General features: G+C 60.0%; 14 protein-coding genes. 2 read left to right on the forward strand and 12 right to left on the reverse strand.

Annotation, left to right across the window (positions count from 1 at the left end; all coding sequences use genetic code 11):
* Positions 1-134 precede the first annotated feature (134 nt).
* On the forward strand, positions 135-1100 hold the full coding sequence (locus KGB03_RS30560) for a LysR family transcriptional regulator (RefSeq protein WP_218534699.1): 966 nt from the start codon (positions 135-137) through the stop codon (positions 1098-1100).
* A gap of 240 nt (positions 1101-1340) precedes the next feature.
* On the opposite strand, the gene KGB03_RS30565 is transcribed toward KGB03_RS30560, so the two are convergent.
* Genes KGB03_RS30565 through arnB form a run of 9 tightly spaced genes read right to left on the reverse strand, consistent with a single transcriptional unit; the run spans position 1341 to position 11730 of the window.
* Positions 1341-2927 carry an ArnT family glycosyltransferase gene (locus tag KGB03_RS30565; RefSeq protein WP_223530872.1) on the reverse strand — a complete coding sequence of 529 codons (1587 nt, stop codon included), beginning with the start codon at positions 2925-2927 and terminating at the stop codon, positions 1341-1343.
* Between the two features lie 5 nt (positions 2928-2932).
* Positions 2933-4312, reverse strand: a complete 1380-nt coding sequence (locus tag KGB03_RS30570) for a UDP-glucose dehydrogenase family protein (RefSeq protein WP_218534701.1) — start codon at positions 4310-4312, stop codon at positions 2933-2935.
* The gene (gene arnF, locus KGB03_RS30575; RefSeq protein ID WP_111451624.1) at positions 4309-4710 is read right to left on the reverse strand and encodes a 4-amino-4-deoxy-L-arabinose-phosphoundecaprenol flippase subunit ArnF; all 402 of its coding nucleotides are present in this window, start codon (positions 4708-4710) and stop codon (positions 4309-4311) included. Before arnF ends, KGB03_RS30570 begins: the two co-directional genes overlap by 4 nt.
* Positions 4707-5051 carry a 4-amino-4-deoxy-L-arabinose-phosphoundecaprenol flippase subunit ArnE gene (gene arnE / locus KGB03_RS30580; RefSeq protein WP_223530874.1) on the reverse strand — a complete coding sequence of 115 codons (345 nt, stop codon included), beginning with the start codon at positions 5049-5051 and terminating at the stop codon, positions 4707-4709. The genes arnF and arnE overlap by 4 nt, the downstream gene beginning before the upstream one ends.
* Positions 5048-6697, reverse strand: coding sequence for a lipid IV(A) 4-amino-4-deoxy-L-arabinosyltransferase (gene arnT / locus KGB03_RS30585; RefSeq protein WP_223530876.1), 1650 nt, complete (start codon positions 6695-6697; stop codon positions 5048-5050). The genes arnE and arnT overlap by 4 nt, the downstream gene beginning before the upstream one ends.
* Positions 6694-7578, reverse strand: coding sequence for a 4-deoxy-4-formamido-L-arabinose-phosphoundecaprenol deformylase (gene arnD, locus KGB03_RS30590; RefSeq protein WP_218534704.1), 885 nt, complete (start codon positions 7576-7578; stop codon positions 6694-6696). Before arnD ends, arnT begins: the two co-directional genes overlap by 4 nt.
* Positions 7578-9569 (reverse strand): bifunctional UDP-4-amino-4-deoxy-L-arabinose formyltransferase/UDP-glucuronic acid oxidase ArnA, encoded by a 1992-nt coding sequence (gene arnA / locus KGB03_RS30595; protein WP_223530879.1) that lies wholly within the window; start codon positions 9567-9569, stop codon positions 7578-7580. The genes arnD and arnA overlap by 1 nt, the downstream gene beginning before the upstream one ends.
* Positions 9566-10585: an undecaprenyl-phosphate 4-deoxy-4-formamido-L-arabinose transferase gene (gene arnC, locus KGB03_RS30600; protein ID WP_218534706.1), complete on the reverse strand. Its 1020-nt coding sequence runs from the start codon at positions 10583-10585 to the stop codon at positions 9566-9568. Before arnC ends, arnA begins: the two co-directional genes overlap by 4 nt.
* Positions 10582-11730, reverse strand: a complete 1149-nt coding sequence (arnB, locus tag KGB03_RS30605; RefSeq protein ID WP_008155322.1) for a UDP-4-amino-4-deoxy-L-arabinose aminotransferase — start codon at positions 11728-11730, stop codon at positions 10582-10584. The genes arnC and arnB overlap by 4 nt, the downstream gene beginning before the upstream one ends.
* Before the next feature lie 391 nt (positions 11731-12121).
* On the opposite strand from arnB, the gene xerC reads away from it, so the two are divergent.
* Entirely contained in the window at positions 12122-13060 is a 939-nt protein-coding gene (xerC, locus tag KGB03_RS30610) for a tyrosine recombinase XerC (RefSeq protein ID WP_375154702.1), read from the forward strand.
* A gap of 10 nt (positions 13061-13070) precedes the next feature.
* Here xerC and KGB03_RS30615 read toward each other — a convergent pair whose 3' ends face one another.
* The 3 genes from KGB03_RS30615 to KGB03_RS30625 are packed head-to-tail and all read right to left on the reverse strand — an operon-like array spanning position 13071 to position 16753.
* Positions 13071-14141: an ABC transporter ATP-binding protein gene (locus KGB03_RS30615; protein ID WP_218534707.1), complete on the reverse strand. Its 1071-nt coding sequence runs from the start codon at positions 14139-14141 to the stop codon at positions 13071-13073.
* Positions 14138-15736 carry an ABC transporter permease gene (locus KGB03_RS30620; protein ID WP_218534708.1) on the reverse strand — a complete coding sequence of 533 codons (1599 nt, stop codon included), beginning with the start codon at positions 15734-15736 and terminating at the stop codon, positions 14138-14140. The genes KGB03_RS30615 and KGB03_RS30620 overlap by 4 nt, the downstream gene beginning before the upstream one ends.
* Before the next feature lie 3 nt (positions 15737-15739).
* Entirely contained in the window at positions 15740-16753 is a 1014-nt protein-coding gene (locus KGB03_RS30625) for an iron ABC transporter substrate-binding protein (protein WP_218534709.1), read from the reverse strand.
* Positions 16754-16879: the final 126 nt, after the last annotated feature.

Consider the following 16879-nt stretch of genomic DNA (forward strand, 5'->3'; position numbering starts at 1 on the left):
GTGAGTTGGCACTGATGTGCGGGATTTATTAGCGGTTGCCAAGCCTGGTTTTCTGTGGTCATTATTATTTACCAGCACTGTTTTTGTTGTTGGACACAGGTTGTTGAATAGGGCGCCAGAGGTAAATAGGCATTATGGAAACCCCACTTTCCAATTCCGGAAACCCGCCGCTGAAAACGGGTCATCGGGCACCGCTGACCCTCAGCGGTCTGGACTTCAAACTGCTCAAAGTATTCAAGGCCGTGGTCGAGGCCGGCGGCTTCAGTGCCGCCCAGAACGAGCTGAATGTGGGACTGGCAGCCATCAGCAAACAGATCTCCGACCTGGAGATCCGCATCGGCATGCGCCTGTGCACCCGCGGTCGCGAGGGTTTTCACCTGACCGAAGAGGGTCGCCTGGTGTATCAGGCATCCATTGATTTATTTGCCTCGGTCGACAACTTTCGTGATCGCCTTAGTTCAGCGCAAAACGAACTGATCGGTGACCTTGGTGTGGGAGTTATTGATAATACGATTTCCGATGTTAATTCGCCGTTAGTTGCTGCGCTTAGAATAATTAATGAGACATCGCCGAAAGTAAGATTCCAACTTCAAGCCTCTCAGTTGGATGAAGTGGAAAGAGGCGTGGTAGAGGGGCGGTTAGTGGCGGGGATCGTGCCGGTTTATCAGAAACGCGAAGAGTTTGATTACTACACGCTTTATGAAGAGCGCTCCGAAGTTTATTGTGCGGTCGGTCATCCGTTATTCACGGTGCCGGAGGCAGAAATCGGCAGTCATGTACTCAAGGATTACGAGTGCATCAACCACCGCTACGCGATTCATCGCGACAAACTGAATTTTGCCCACTACGACAGCTTTTCTGCCTCAGCCAGCCAGGTCGAAGCGGTGGCATTGTTGATCAAGACCGGGCGTTTCGTGGGTTTTCTGCCACAGCATTACGCCGCATCGATGGTCGCTCAGGGGCAGTTTCGGGCGGTGCGTCCGGACCTCATCCACATCGTCACGCCGTTCAATCTGATCCTTCGCCACAACACCGTGCGCAGTCCGCTGGTCAAGGCGTTTGCCCAGGCGTTGGGGGTTGATTTGAAGGCGCCGGTGTGATGTCGACAACACGCGAAACGTGGTCTGAATCGATCGGATTAATCGCGACTTGCAGCAACTTGTTGCGCTGAAAAACTTACGACTGCTGCGCGTTCGAATGCAGGCTTCGCCAGGTGCTACATAAAGCTTGGTGTACACCGTAATGCTCGGGGTTACAGGTGGACCTACATAGTGGTTGCTTTGATTGGGTGTATATCCGTTACCGAGGAAACGGATATGTACCCAATCCAATCCCCCTGACTACGGTTTCACATGCAGCAGGATGTAATCGTTTTTGTCGAAACTGCCGCTCAACACGGGCGGCAACGCTCCCAACGGCGTGCCCTGCAGGGCGCGGTAGTCGTTTTCATCCATCATCAACCACGCTGGCCGCTGAAGGTTTTCCAGTTCTTGGGTCGATTCGGTGAAAACCGGCTGCAAGTCCTGTTCGATGTTGACCATGAACTTGATCGCCTTGGCGTCTTTACCCATGGCGTGCAGCACCAGGGGCGCCGGGTCTTTCTGGACCAGTGCAAAGGCCGCGCGGCTGAAAGTCCGGGTGTCGTAGAGTCGGCGTTCGACCGGTTCGAATACCAGTATGTAGACCGACCACAGCGCCAGGACCGCACACGAGGCCAGTGTCTGAGCCCGCCAGCCGGGGCGCAAAAGCACCGCCAGCGCAATGACTTGCAGCACGCCGAGGATGATCAGAATTGCAGGCAGTGGCGGCAATTGCTCGGAAAAACGTCGGTGAGCGACCATCAATCCAACGGCCAACAGGGCGGGAATCAATAACCACACCCCTTGCATCAACCCCCGCAACCAGGCGAATACCCGACCTTGCGCCACCTGAAACGGATACGCCGCAATGATCGCTGCCATGGGCAACATCGGCAGCAGATAGCGGGCCTTTTTGGCCTGGGGAATCGAGAGCCCGACCATCACGATCAGGCCGGCTGCCGTGCAGTACTGCAACAGGCGCAATGCAGGACCGGCCTGCCGTGGAGTTGTCAGCCAGACGGCGGCCAGTACCAGCAATGCCAACGGGTACGCGAGCGCATAGTTGCCCACCGAGCTGGTGAAGTAATACAGCGAACCGCTGACGCCTTCGCTACCGTCCATGCGCCCCATGAACTGCATGCGCACCACGTCGTGCATGAACTCCGGGCCGCCGGTGGTTTCCGCCAGCCACAGCAGCACGCCAATGCACAAGCCCAGCAGCACCGACGCCATCAGGCCAAAACCAAAAAAATGCTGCCATTGTCGATTGAGCAAGAAATAGCTGCACAGCATGCCCGTGGGAATCACCAGCCCGATCGGCCCGCGAATCCCGAAACCCAGCAGCAACAAGGCAAAGATCAGCCACCACCGGCGCTTTGCTGCGAAATGATCGGCGGCATAGCCCAGGTAGAACACCGAAAACGCCACCGCCGCGAGCATCAAATCCAGGGACACGGCACGGGCTTCGGTGACAAACGTGTTGGTCAGCAGCATCAGGGCGATGCTCAGCAACGCCCAGCGCTGGGAGTAGGGCGCCAGCAACCGGTACATCAACGTGACGATCACCGCCCCGGCAATGGCGCTCGGCAACCAGGCACTCAGGCTGTTGACCTGACCGAACGGGAGTGACAGCAGCCAGGTGAACAGCGTCGCAAGCGCCGAATAGTCCGCATACGGCTGGCCATAGGTGGTCGGAAAAACCGACGGCCCGTGGCGCAGCATTTCCTGAGCGAACAACACGAAGCGCGAATCGAAGCCGATCACCGCCTGCTGATACACCCCGGCGCTGAACAGCAGCAGCGCCAACAGTCCCAGGCCTAGCGACTGTCGGCGGATACCAGGTGACATCGCAATCAAGCGGTGACCGACGCAGCAGGCCACTGCTGATGCGGAATCGGCAGATTGCGCGATTCACCACGGCCCATCGGGAAGTACTTGAAGCCGGCGCGAGCCAGGCGATCGGCGTCGTAGAGGTTGCGTCCGTCGAAGATTATCGGTGCGTTGAGCCGCTGTTGGATCAGGTTGAAATCCGGGGCCTTGAACTGCTGCCATTCGGTGCAGATGATCAACGCGTCAGCGCCGGACAATACCGATTCCGGTGTGCCCATGAGCATCAACTTGGGTTCATCGGGATACAGTTGCTGGGTTTCCTGCATGGCTTCCGGGTCGAACGCGCGGACGCTGGCTCCGGCGGCCCACAGTGATTCGAGCAGCACCCGACTCGGTGCATCGCGCATGTCGTCGGTGTTCGGTTTGAACGCCAGTCCCCACACGGCAAAGGTCTTGCCGCGCAAATCGCCCTTGTAGAACGCGTTGATGCGCTCAAACAGCTTGTGCTTCTGACGCTCGTTGATTGCTTCTACCGCTTTCAGCAAATCGTTGGAGCAATGCGCCTCTTCAGCGCTGTGGATCAGCGCGCGCATGTCCTTGGGAAAGCACGAGCCGCCATAACCGCAGCCGGGGTAGATGAAATGGTAGCCAATGCGCGAATCGGCGCCGATGCCCAGGCGCACCGATTCGATGTCGGCGCCCAGGTGTTCGGCCAGTTCGGCGATCTGGTTGATGAAGCTGATCTTGGTCGCCAGCATGCAGTTGGCGGCGTACTTGGTCAGCTCGGCGCTGCGCAGGTCCATGAACATGACCCGGTCATGGTTGCGGTTGAAGGGCGCGTAGAGGTCACGCATCACGTCACGCACTTCATCGCGTTCGCAACCGATGATGATCCGGTCCGGGCGCCGGCAATCGGCGACGGCCGAGCCTTCTTTCAAAAATTCCGGGTTGGAGACGATATCGAACTGCAGCAAGCGGCCGACCTTGACCAGGCACTTGTCGATGTGCGCGCGCAAGGTGTCACCCGTGCCCACCGGCACCGTGGATTTCTCCACCAGAATCACCGGTTGTTCACGATGACGCGCCACGGCTTCTCCCACCGACAGCACATAACTCAGATCCGCCGAACCATCGTCCCGGGACGGTGTGCCGACCGCGATAAACAATACCTGACCATGCTGCACCGCGAATTTTTCGTCGCTGGTGAACTGTAGACGTTTGGCTTCCAGGCTTTCACGCACCAGGCTGGCCAGCCCCGGTTCGAAAATGCTCACGTGGCCTTGCTGCAACAGCTCGATTTTTTTCTCGTCAATGTCCATGCAGACCACGTCGTGGCCAACTTCTGCCAGGACGGCGGCTTGCACCAGACCAACGTAACCGCTACCAAATACACTGATTTTCATGGAGCACTCCTGAGTTCGCGCGTGCGAGCAGGCCGAGAGTTAATGGTAATGACACCGAGGATGACCAGGGCCACCCCGATGGTTTTTGAAAGGCTGAATGTTTCGTTGAACAGCGGCAGGCTGGCGGCCAGCAGGTACACCAGCGCGTAGCTGATGCTCAGCAGTGAATAAGCCCGGCCCAGCGGTAAATCCCGCAGGGCGGCAAGCCAGCTGAGCATCGACAGGGCGTAAGCGAAAATGGCGACCAGCACCACGGCGACAGCGCTCAGATCGATGCTGGTGGTGAGCCAGTGCTCGGGCGATGGCAGGCGGCTCATGCTCCAGCGCATGCCCAATTGCGCGGCACTGACCAACAGTACGCTGCCCAGTGCGAAGGTAATTCCGCGACGCAGGTTCATGTGTGTTGCCCCAGCAGCACCACGCCACCGATCACCAGCGCCACACCCAACCAGTGGCGACGGTCGATGGTTTCGTGGAAAACGAAGCGGGCGACCAGGGTGATCAGTACGAAGTTGAGGCTCAGCATCGGGTAGGCGATGCCGACTTCAAGGCGCTGCAACACCAGCAGCCACACCAGCAAGCCCAATCCCAACGCGGCGAGCGCCAGCCACAGCCACGGCGAACGCAGTTTCTCGCTCCAGCCCGAGGCCTTGTCGCGCCAGCTTTCAACAGCGTATTTCTGGGCGATCTGACCCAGGCAGGTGAGGAGGCAGGCGGTCAAGAGCAGTAGCAGGCTCATGACGCCTCCTGAGGGAAAATCAGAATCACAATGTTGCCTTGTTCATAGCGCTTGCCATCCTTGGGCAGCCGTTCGATTTCGCGCAGTTCGTCATCACCCTTGATGCGCATCACCACGCCGACCGAACCGCTCTGGCGGGCATCGCGCATCCATGCTTGAACCTGGTTCGGGTCGACTCGCTGCTGTGCGCCGTCAGGATAGGCGAGGCCATATTTCAATTCGCCTATTGTGTTGTACAACGCCACGTCCGGGCGCTTCAGGCGCCAGGCCAGGGCCCCGGCGGCGCCGAGGTCGTTGCTCAGCAACTGGTCGGTCTGGCCGAGTTCCTCGGTATGTTCGAGGATGAACTGGTCGGGCATCTTGTTGGCGACCACCGATTCGGGCAGCCCGGCCGGCAACAAGCCGATCAGCAGCAGACTGCCGAAGGCCGGCGCTGCCCAGCATTGCAAGGGTCTGAAGGCTTGCAGCAGGTTGGCCATGATCCAGCCGGTCAGGCCGATGAACACCAGCACCAGGTTGTGCAGTTCATGGTTGTAGAGCGGCTTTTTCAGTTGCAGGTAGACCAGGGCCACCAGGATCGTCACGCCCAGTATCAGGTTCAGCAAACCATTGATGCCCAGTACCCGGCCTTGCTCAAGCTTCAAGCGGTCCACCAGTGCGTGGCCCAGCAGCAACGCCAGCGGTAACAGGCACGGCAGGATGTAGCTCGGCAATTTGCCTTTGCTGAGGCTGAAAAACAGCAGCGGCATCAACAGCCACAACAACAGGAAAGCGATATTCGACTGACGTCGTGTTTGCCACGCCTGCCGCAACGCCGCTGGCAACAACGCCACCCACGGCAGACTGAACACCACCAGCAACGGCAAGTAGTAGTACCACGGGGCGTCATGCTGGGCATCGTCCCCGGCGAAGCGGCGGATGTGTTCGTGCCAGAAGAAGAACCGCCAGTAATCGGACTCCTGGCCATGCACCGCCAAGGCCCACGGCAAGCTGACGGCGATGGCCACGACAATCGCCAACGGCCCGTAGATCAGCAGCTCACGCCAGCGTTTTTGCCAGAGCATCCAGGGCAGGGCGATCAACACCGGCAACAACCAGGCGAGGAAACCCTTGGTCATGAACCCCATGCCGCAGGCCAGGCCTAACCCGGCCCAACTGATCAGGCGTTGGGTGCGGTCGACGCTGTCCAGCGCAAACCACAAAGCGACCAGGCTCAAATTGACCCAGAACGTGAATTGCGGATCGAGATTGGCGTAGCCCGCCGCGCCGGCGATGACGGTGAGACTCATGTACAGCAGCGCACAGGCAAAACTCTTGCGTGGATCGTTCCACATCCGGCGAGCGATGAGGTAACACAGCAACACACTCAGCCCGGTGCTCAGGGCGGAGGCAAACCGCACGCCGAACAGGTTCTGGCCAAACAGTGCCTGGCTGGCGGCGATCATCCAGTAGCCGGCCGCGGGTTTTTCGAAATAACGCAAACTCATGAAATGCGGCGACACCCAGTTACCGCTCAGGAGCATGTCCTGGCTGATCTGGGCGTAGCGGGTTTCGTCGGGAATCCATAAGCCGTGGCTGCCCAGCGGCAGCAGATACGCCAGCAAGAAGATGCCCAGCAACAACGGCAATGCCCAGCGCTTGCTCATACGCCTTGTACTCCCAACCAGCCTTCGCGACCTTCCAGGGTGCCGCGCAGCACTCGGCCGACCGGCAAGGTGTCGGGGTTTTCGGGCAGCAGATCGCCCAAGGGTTGAAAATGGATGTCTCGCTGGCGCGCATCGGCGAGCAGTTTGCGGAAATCGTTGGCCATCAGAATCCCTTCTACTTCGGCATGGATCGTATAGACGTTGAGTTTTTCGGGGTTGAAGCGATCAAGAATGAAGGCGTTGAAGTCCTTGGCCGCCACGTGGGGGCCGACTACCTCATCGAACGTCGGCAGGTCCACCGGAATCTGTGGCGCACCCAAACCACCATCGGCCAATCTCGGCTGGAACAGGCTCTGGCCCCGGCAATCGCTGTTGTAGCGAAAGCTGAACGCTTGCTTGGCCTCGATCACGCGCTCGTCCGCCCGCCACCCGGCGGATGCCGAGCACTCGACGTTTTGCCCGAGGATATCGCAGAGCGTGTCCACGCCCCGACGAAGTTGCTCGATCAGCTGCTTGTCGCTCCAGCGTCCGGCATTGGCCTGCCAGCCGTGATGATCCCAGGCGTGCAGGCCGACTTCATGCCCGGCGGCCACGGTTTGACGCATCAAATGCCCAAGATCACGACCGATCGGTTTGCCGGGCCACGCGGTGCCGGCCAGCAAGATGTCCCAGCCGTACAGGCCTGCCGCGTTGGAACGGAGCATTTTCCAGAGAAATTGCGGACGGATCAGGCGCCATAAGTGGCGCCCCATGTTGTCCGGCCCGACGCTGAAAAAAAACGTTGCCTTGACCTGCGCTTCATCGAGGATTTCCAGGAGCCGCGGCACCCCCTCACGGGTGCCTCGGTACGTGTCGACATCGATTCGAAGACCTGCCTGCATTAACGCTTGTCCGCGATTTCGAGCATGGCTTCACGCAAGAAGAAGTCCAGCGTGTTGCCGATGGTTTCACTCATTTCCACGGTCGGCGTCCAGTCCAGCAGGCGCTTGGCGTTGGCGATGCTCGGTTTGCGGTGCGACACGTCCTGATACCCGGTGCCGTAGAACGCTTTGCTTTCGACATCGCGGAACCCGGCGAACGGCGGGAAGTTGTCGCGCAACGGGTGGGCTTCGAACTGACGCAGCAGCTCTTCGCCCAACTGGCGGATGCTGGCTTCGTTGTCCGGGTTGCCGATGTTGATGATCTGGCCGTTGCAGGCGTCGTTGTCGTTGTCGATGATCCGCGCCAGGGCTTCTACGCCGTCGGCAATGTCGGTGAAGCAGCGTTTTTGCTCACCGCCATCGAACAGGCGAATCGGTGTGCCTTCCACCAGATTGAGGATCAGCTGGGTGATCGCCCGGGAACTGCCGATACGCGCCGAGTCCAGGCGGTCGAGGCGTGGGCCCATCCAGTTGAAGGGACGGAACAAGGTGAAGTTCAGGCCTTTCTGGCCGTAGGCCCAGATCACGCGGTCGAGCAGTTGCTTGGAGATCGAGTAGATCCAGCGCTGCTTGTTGATCGGACCGACGATCAGGTTGGAGGTGTCTTCGTCGAAATTCTGATCCTGGCACATGCCATAGACTTCGGAGGTCGACGGGAAGATCACGCGTTTGTTGTACTTGACGCAGTAGCGAACCAGTTTCAGGTTCTCTTCAAAGTCCAGCTCGAACACCCGCAGCGGGTTGCGGGTGTATTCGATCGGCGTGGCGATCGCCACCAGTGGCAGGACCACGTCGCACTTCTTGATGTGGTATTCGATCCACTCGGAGTGGATGCTGATGTCGCCTTCGACGAAATGGAAGTTCGGGTGACTGCGCAGACGCTCGATGGCGTCCGAGCCGATGTCCAGGCCATAGACTTCGTATCTATCGTCACGCAGCAGGCGCTCGGACAGGTGATTGCCGATGAAGCCGTTGACGCCGAGGATCAGCACGCGCGTGCGACGCGGGGCGCGACCGGACTCGGCGCCACGCAGCACCGAACCGTCCACCAGGCCCAGCTCGTTGGCCAGTTGCGGGCCGCTCAGGTACAGGCCATTGTCGTTGCGCTGGCCGGCGGTAATCACCAGGGAATCTTCGCCGCAGGCGATTCGCAGCGGGTTGACGCTGATGACGCGACCAGGCGCTTGACCTTCATTGCCTTGGGCGACTTCTGCGCTCCAGACAATCAGCTTGTGCTCGCCCACGGCGCAGAACGCGCCTGGATACGGCTGGGTGACCGCACGGACCAGGTTGAACAGCTCTTCGGCGGGACGCTTCCAGACCAGTTTGCCGTCGGCTGGCGTGCGACGACCAAACACAGTGGCTTTGGATTCGTCCTGCGCCGTTTCGCTGATTTTGCCGGCGAGCAACTCAGGCAAGGTGTCACGCAGCAAGTCGGTGGCGGCCAGGCGCAACTTACCGTGCAGGGTCAACGCGGTGTCGCTGCGGTCGATGGCAACCTTTTGCTGGGCAATGATGGCACCGGCATCGGCACGCTTGACCATGCGATGCAAGGTAACGCCGGTTTCGGTTTCTCCGTTGACCAGCACCCAGTTGGCCGGCGCGCGTCCACGGTAGCGCGGCAGCAACGAACCGTGCAGGTTGAAGGCGCCTTTGCTGGCGATGGCCAGCAGCGGTTCGCTCAGCAGGTGGCGGTAGTAGAACGAGAACAGGTAATCCGGGTTGAGCTTGCTGATGCGCTCGATCCACAGCGGGTGGTTGGCATCTTCGGGGGCGTGCACCGGGATGCCATTGCGGGCGCACAGTTGCGCAACCGAGCCATAGAACGCGTTCTCCTTCGGATCATCGGCGTGGGTAAACACGGCAGCAATTTCAAAGCCCGAACTGAGCAGGGTTTCAATGCCGGCACAGCCGATATCGTGATAGGCGAAGACAATAGCTTTTGCACTCATGAGAGAACCTGATCTGAAGAAGTGGAAGTGAGGCCGTCAACGGTGACAACGGGAACAGGGGCAGCAGGCTGACTACGCAGAACCTTTTCGATAAAGAACCGGGGGCGGGCGCGCACGTCGCTGTACATGCGGCCCAAGTACTCGCCCAACAGGCCCATGCCGATGAACTGACCACCGGTGAAGATGAACAGCACGGCGAACAGTACGAAGGTGCCGTCGCCGGCCCAATGGGCGCCGAAGGCCAGGCGCAGCACGATCAGCAAACTGGCAAACAGCACGCCGAGGGCCGCCATGCCGAAGCCGACGATGCTCAGCAAACGCAGGGGCGTGGTGGTCATGCAGGTGATCAGGTCGAACATCAGATTGACCAGGCGCATCGGGCTGTACTTGGACTCCCCGTGTTCGCGCTCGGCGTGGAGCACGAGGATTTCCGTGGTGTGCCGGGCGAAGCTGTTGGCAAGGATCGGGATGAAGGTGCTGCGTTCACGGCAGGCGAGCATGGCGTCGACGATGGTTCGCCGGTAAGCGCGGAGCATGCAGCCGTAGTCAGTCATGGCGACGCCGGTGGAGCGCTGCACGGCCAGGTTGATCAGCTTCGACGGCCAGCGGCGCAGCGCCGAGTCCTGGCGGTTGTTGCGCACGGTGGCGACCACGTCATAACCCAGCTCGGCCTGAGCCACCAACCGCGGGATTTCTTCGGGAGGGTTTTGCAGGTCGGCGTCGAGGGTGATGACCACATCGCCCTTGCACTGCTCGAAACCGGCCATGATTGCCGCGTGCTGGCCGTAGTTGCGGTTGAGAATGACCGCCACCACCGGGCTGTTCTCGCGACTGGCGGCGGCTTCGAGGATCTGCGCCGAGTCATCGCGGCTGCCGTCATCGACCAATACAATCTCGTAGTCATGGTGCAATTGCTGACAGGCCGCTTCGGTACGCCGGAGCAACTCGGGCAGGCTGTCTTGCTCGTTGTAGACCGGGATGACGATCGACACGCAACGGATTGGGTAAGGTTTCACAGGCTTGAGTCCATAACGTTTTCAATGGCGCCGACCACACGATCGACGTCATCGAGGGTCATGTCGGGGAACAATGGAATCGAGCACAGCCGTGCAGAGTTCCATTCGGTGTTGGGCAAATAGATGTTGGGGAAGCGTTGGCGGTAGTAGGTGTGCAGGTGAGTGGCGATGAAGTGAATGCCGGTGCCGATGTTCTGTGCCTGCAGGGCCTTCATGAATGCCTCACGGTCCAGCCCGCAGCGCTCGGTGTCGATGCGCAGGATGAACAGGTGCCAGGCGTGCTGTTGCGGGTACGCTGGAATCGCCAATGGCTGCACCTTTGAGCCTTCCAGGCGTTGCAGGTAGGCGCCGGCCAGTTCGGTACGCTTGGCGTTGATCTGGTCCAGGCGTTCCAGCTGCACCAGGGCGATGGCGGCGTTGATGTCGGCCAGGTTGTATTTGAACCCCGGCTCCATGACCTGAGCCTGGGGTTTGCGGCCGTGCGTCATGCGGTCATAGGCGTCGACGCCAAGGCCGTGAAACTTGAGCATGCGTACACGACTGGCCAGGGCCTCATCGTCACTGACGAACATGGCGCCCTCGGCGCAGGTCATGTTCTTGATCGCGTGGAAGGAGAAGATCGCCGTGCCTTTGGCGCCGACATGCCGACCTTTGTAGAAGGTGCCTGCTGCATGAGCGGCGTCTTCGATGACCGGGATGCCGTGTTTGTCGGCCAACGCATAAAGCGGATCGAGATCGAACGCGGCGCCGGCGTAGTGCACCGGAATGATGGCTTTGGTGCGCGGCGTGATCGCGGCTTCGATGCTTGCCAGGTCACTCATCAGCGTGTCGCGATCAACGTCGACGAACACCGGTGTCGCGCCCAGCAGGCAGATCATGTTGGCGGTGGATACCCACGTCTGGGACGGCGTAATGACCTCGTCGCCAGGACCAATGCCCAATGCCAGTAACGTGATGTGCATCCCGCCGGTGGCGGAGGACAGTGCCACGGCATGACGGCATCCCACGTAGTTGGCGAATTGCTCTTCCAGTTCCTGGTTCTTCGGCCCGGTAGTGATCCAGCCGGAGCGCAATACTTGCTCTACGGCGGCAATTTCTTCATCGCCGATACTGGGGCGGGAGAAGGGGAGAAAAGCCTGACTCATGGACACCTCGGGGGCTGAAGAGCAAATAGCCTGTGAGGCTAAAAAAAAATTGGATCCCTTGCAAGCTTAGACGAAAAAACAAAAGCTGCATCAGTCAGTTACTTCAAATGCATGAGAAAGCACATCAGTTGACTTTTGCTGCCCTGCTCGGCAGGTTGGGACCAAAGGCAGGGTCACCCCGGACTCATTGAGGTTATTCCCGATTTTGTGAAAGGAACATGAAAACCCGGTCGGCGAATCGTTTATCTGTATGTCATACAGCCACTGTTCAGGCTTGTGCCGTTCATCGAGATTTCCAGTAGAAAGTCCTACAGAAATGCCCCGCTTTACATGAAGGATGTTTCAATCCTTAGTTGTTTAATGAACTGTTTCCACATTAAGGCCGTTTCGTTTGATTGACTTACCCGCTACCGACCCAATCCCTTCAAAGACCAATCCGCTGACCCTGTACCTGGCACGTCTGGCGCCTTCCAGCCAACTGACCATGCGTTATGTGCTGCAGGACGCCGCTGACCGGCTGGGCTTCGAAGACATGAATGTCGAGGAGATTCCCTGGCACAACCTGCAACCCGAAGATGTCATCGCACTGGTGGCCACCTTGCGCACCGACGGCTACGCGCCGAACACCTCTTCGCTGTACGTCAACGCGGTGCGCGGGGTGATGAACGAAGCGTGGCGCATGAGCCTGATCAGTCAGGAACACTTGCTGAAAATGCGCTCGGTCAAGGGGATTTCCGGCACGCGATTGTCCCAGGGGCGAAACCTCAGGCGTACGCTGATCCAGGAATTGATGGCGGTTTGCGCCGCCGATCCACGGCCTCAAGGGTTGAGGGATGCGGCGATTATCGGGATTTTGTATGGCTCGGGCATGCGCAAATCGGAATCGGTGAACCTGGACCTGAATCAGGTCGATTTCGCCGAGCGCAGCCTTCGTGTGACCGCCAAGGGCAACAAGCAATTGATCAAGTACGCACCGGCCTGGGCGTTCGCCAAACTCAATGACTGGCTGGAGTTGCGGCGCTCGCTACTGAAGGAGGGCGAAACGGACGATACGTTCCTGTTCAATCGCATCCGTCGCGGCAGTCACATCACCCGCGAGCGCATCACCAAACATGCGATCTATTACATCGCCAGACAGCGGGGCGCGCAGGTCGGGGTGAAAATCATGCCGCATGATTTTCGACGTTCGTTCATTACCCGAGTGATTGAGGAGTACGACTTGTCGATCGCCCAGAAACTCGCCCATCACAGCAACATCCAGACCACGGCCAACTACGATGTGCGCGATGACAACGAGCGGCGTCGGGCCGTGGACCGGTTCGATCTTTGAAGGGTGGGGTTCACGATTCGCTCAGTACGTGGGCATGGCCGATTGTCGTGACGTGAACCTCGCTGCCGGCGGGTGGTGCATACAGGCCCGAACTGCGCACCATCAATGATCGACCAGGCTGTTGCCCGGACGCCAAAGCCTCCAGTTCCACCGTCAAGGTGCAGGAATTGCCACTGAAATCCCGCTCGGTCACGACGGCGCGACACCCCGCAGCCTTGGTCGGGCTGGGCTGAATGCTGACCAGTTGCAGTTGTTCGGGACGCAGCATGATCTGCGCCGATTTGTTGGCCCGGTGGTTGTTCACCGGTATCCGACCGAGATCGCAATGGGCCCAGCCGGCTTCGATTCTGGCGGGCATGACGATGGCATCCCCCAGAAACAGCGCGGTTTGTTCATCCTCGGGGTAACGGTAAAGGTCCAGCGGATGCCCCGACTGCACCAGCCTGCCGCCGCGCATCACCGCCAGCTGATCGGCAAACGACAAGGCTTCACTCTGGTCATGGGTGACCAGAATGGTGGTCACGCCGGCGTCGCTCAGCAGCCGTGCGACCATTTTGCGCATGGCGCCTCGAAGCCCGGTGTCGAGGGCCGAAAACGGCTCGTCCAGCAGCATCAATCGTGGCTGTTGCGCCAACGCCCGCGCCAGCGCCACACGTTGTTGCTGGCCGCCGGACAGTTCATGAGGCCAACGGTTGGCCATGTTCGCATCCAGCGCCACGCTGTCCATCAACTCTGCGACTCGCTCCTGTTTTGCACTGCCCTTGATCGAAAGCCCGAAACCGATGTTCGCGGCCACGGTCATGTGCGGGAACAGGGCGCCGTCCTGGGGAACATAGCCAATCAGGCGCTGATGCGCTGGAACCTCGTGCGTCTCATCGACGAGCGTTTGGCCATTGAGTGAAAGACGGCCCGTGTCCGGGAATTCGAAGCCGGCGATCATCCGCAACAGCGTGGTTTTTCCTGAGCCGGACGGGCCGACGATGACCGTTCGGCTGCCTGTTGGCACCGACAGGTTGATGTTCTCCAGCGCTTGATGGGCGCCGTAGGCCTTGGAAATGGAATGGAGTTCAAGAGCGTTCATCGGCCAGCCGTTCGTTTGGATTGGTGATAAAGAAGTCCGGTTAACGGAAGCGACAGCAGGATCATCAGCAAGGCGTAGGGCGCAGCGGCGGCGTAGTCGATTTCGCTGGTCATGGCCCAGAACCCAGTGGCCAGGGTGCGTGTGCCGTTGGGGGCGAGCAGCAAGGTGGCGGTCAACTCATTGGTGATCGCCAGAAACACCAGCGCGGCGCCTGCGGCAGCGCCAGGCGCGGCCAGACGCAAGGTGATCAGCCACAATGCCCGGGCAGGGGAGCGGCCGAGGCTGCGGGCCATGTTTTCCAGCTCCACCGGCGCCTGTGCGATGCCGGCGCGCAAACTCACCAGGGCGCGGGGCAAAAACATCAGCAGGTACGCCAGCAACACCGTCACAGTCGTCTGGTAAATCGGCCGGGCGAAATGGATGGTGACGGTGACTAATGCCAGCGCCACGACGATCCCGGGCAACGAACTGGTGATGTAGTTGCAACTTTCCAGGACACGTTGCAACCGGCCCGGAGAGCGAATCGACAGCCAGGCAATCGGAATGGCAGCGCAGGTGGTCAAGGCGGCACCCGCAACGCCGAGCAGCAGCGTCTGCTCCAGCGCCGGCAGAAGTTCGTCCATCTGCCAGACCTGCGCACCGCCGGCGATCAGCCAGTTACCTAAGGTCACGAGTGGCACGCCCAGTGCCAGCGCGCAGGTCGCAATCTGTACGGTCAGGGCGAGGAAGGTGGTTGCGGGTTTCAGGCGCACCACCCGCTGTTCGCGAGCGCTTCCCGAGCCGACCCGGGCGTAACGCGCCGTGCCGCGAGCGGCCGATTCTGCGGTCAGCATCACCAGGCAACACAGGGCGAGTACGCTGGCCAGCATATGGGCGGCGGGGCCGTTGAAGGTGGATTTGAACTGATCGAAGATGGCCGTGGTGAAGGTGTCGAAACGGATCATCGCGTACAGGCCATATTCGGCCAGCAGGTGCAGGCCCACCAGTAACGCGCCACCGCAGATGGCCAGGCGCAATTGCGGCAGCACCACGCGGAAAAATATCGCCCAAGGCTTGAGCCCCAGCGATTCGGCAACGTCTTCGATGGCCGGATCGAGCCTGCGCAGGGTCGCAGCAATCGGCAAGTACAGGAACGGGAAGTAGGCGATGACCGAGACCAGCACCCCGGCAAACAGACCGTGAATCGGCGGGACCAGACTGACCCACGCATAGCTGTGGACGAACGCCGGCACCGCCAGCGGCGCGGTCGCCAACAACGACCACCAGCGCCGCCCAGGCAGGTTGGTGCGCTCTGTCAGCCAGGCCAGACACAGGCCTAACGTGACGCACAACGGAATCGTGATCACCACCAGTAAAACGGTGTTGATCAATAATTCAGCGACCCGCGGCCGGAACACCAGCGGCACAAGGGTCGCCCAGCCTGTCTGAAACGATACGCCGATGACGAAGGCAATCGGCAGCAGCGACAGCAGCGAAACCAGCACCGACAAACTGATCACCCACGCGCCACCACGTCCCGCGAAGAGGCCGCGGGATCGTCGTCGCAAATTCGCGGGTATCGCCTCGGCGACACCCGCTGGCAAGGTTTCAGGCATCAATTAGAGCAGTCCCGCCTGAGTCATTAGCTCCACGGCTTTTTTACTGTCGAGTTTTGAAGCATCGACTGTCGGCGCGTCGAGTTGCTGCAAAGGCACCAGTTTTGGATTGGATTCAGCGTTCTTGCCCACGGCGTATTCGAACGATTTACCGGTTTTGAGGATGGCCTGGCCATCCTTGCCAGTGATCCACTTGAGGAACGCCTGGGCTTGTTCCTTGTGTTTGCTGGACGCCAGCACGCCGCCACCGGAGACACTGACAAACGCGCCCGGATCCTTGTGCTTGAAGTAGTGCAGGGCGGTGTTGTTGCTGTTTTCGCCGGTCTTGGCCTGGTCACCGAAGCTGTAATAGTGGTAAATCACGCCGCTGTCGATCTGCCCGGCGTTGACGGCTTTGAGCACGGCGCTGTTGCCACGATAGGCCGTGTAGTTGGTTTTCATCCCTTTCAGCCATTCCAGGGTGGCGGCTTCGCCTTTGAGTTCCAGCACGGCGGCGACGATGGCCTGGAAGTCGGCACCGGCCGGCGAAGCGCCCCAGCGACCTTTCCAGTTCGGGCCGGCGAGGTCCATCAGCGACTTGGGCAGCTCGGCTTCGGGCAGTTTGCTCGGGTTATAGACAAACACCGTGGAGCGCGCAGCAATCCCCACCCATTTGCCATGGGCCGGGCGGTAAGCATTGCCGACCTGTTCCAGAGTGGCCGGCGCAACCGGCGCAAACAGCCCCGCGTTGTCGACCAGCACCATGGCCGGGGAGTTTTCGGTCAGGAACACATCGGCCGGGGAGGCCGCGCCTTCCTGCACGATCTGATTGCCCATCTCGGTGTCGTCACCATTGCGAACGGTGACCTTGATCCCGGTTTCCTTGGTAAAGCCCTCGATCCAGGATTTGGTCAGGCTTTCGTGCTGCGCGTTGTAGACCACGATGCCATCGGCATCCGCGGCATACACATGGCCGGCGCTCAGCAGAGCGGTGGCCAGCAGTGCGGTTTTCAGGAAAGAAGGGAAATGGGCATTCATGCGTCGGCAGCTCCTGTTTTTTAATCGTGCGCACAGATTCGACAGCATCGACGAGGTACGTCGTCGATGAGTGTAGATCAATAGGAATCATTTGCATGTTTGAGACGCGGCGAATGTAGTGCCTGA

Origin of the sequence: Pseudomonas sp. BF-B-26, assembly GCF_019956495.1 — a bacterium.
Lineage (GTDB): Bacteria > Pseudomonadota > Gammaproteobacteria > Pseudomonadales > Pseudomonadaceae > Aquipseudomonas.

What these genes read in the sequence shown, in the direction of transcription:
- arnB (WP_008155322.1), bottom strand. Translation starts at nt 11,730, where the DNA reads ATGAGTCAGGCTTTTCTCCCCTTCTCCCGCCCCAGTATCGGCGATGAA.
- arnE (WP_223530874.1), bottom strand. Translation starts at nt 5,051, where the DNA reads ATGAGCCTGCTACTGCTCTTGACCGCCTGCCTCCTCACCTGCCTGGGT.
- KGB03_RS30560 (WP_218534699.1), top strand. Translation starts at nt 135, where the DNA reads ATGGAAACCCCACTTTCCAATTCCGGAAACCCGCCGCTGAAAACGGGT.
- KGB03_RS30625 (WP_218534709.1), bottom strand. Translation starts at nt 16,753, where the DNA reads ATGAATGCCCATTTCCCTTCTTTCCTGAAAACCGCACTGCTGGCCACC.
- KGB03_RS30615 (WP_218534707.1), bottom strand. Translation starts at nt 14,141, where the DNA reads ATGAACGCTCTTGAACTCCATTCCATTTCCAAGGCCTACGGCGCCCAT.
- KGB03_RS30620 (WP_218534708.1), bottom strand. Translation starts at nt 15,736, where the DNA reads ATGCCTGAAACCTTGCCAGCGGGTGTCGCCGAGGCGATACCCGCGAAT.
- KGB03_RS30570 (WP_218534701.1), bottom strand. Translation starts at nt 4,312, where the DNA reads ATGAAAATCAGTGTATTTGGTAGCGGTTACGTTGGTCTGGTGCAAGCC.
- arnF (WP_111451624.1), bottom strand. Translation starts at nt 4,710, where the DNA reads ATGAACCTGCGTCGCGGAATTACCTTCGCACTGGGCAGCGTACTGTTG.
- KGB03_RS30565 (WP_223530872.1), bottom strand. Translation starts at nt 2,927, where the DNA reads ATGTCACCTGGTATCCGCCGACAGTCGCTAGGCCTGGGACTGTTGGCG.
- arnT (WP_223530876.1), bottom strand. Translation starts at nt 6,697, where the DNA reads ATGAGCAAGCGCTGGGCATTGCCGTTGTTGCTGGGCATCTTCTTGCTG.
- arnA (WP_223530879.1), bottom strand. Translation starts at nt 9,569, where the DNA reads ATGAGTGCAAAAGCTATTGTCTTCGCCTATCACGATATCGGCTGTGCC.
- arnD (WP_218534704.1), bottom strand. Translation starts at nt 7,578, where the DNA reads ATGCAGGCAGGTCTTCGAATCGATGTCGACACGTACCGAGGCACCCGT.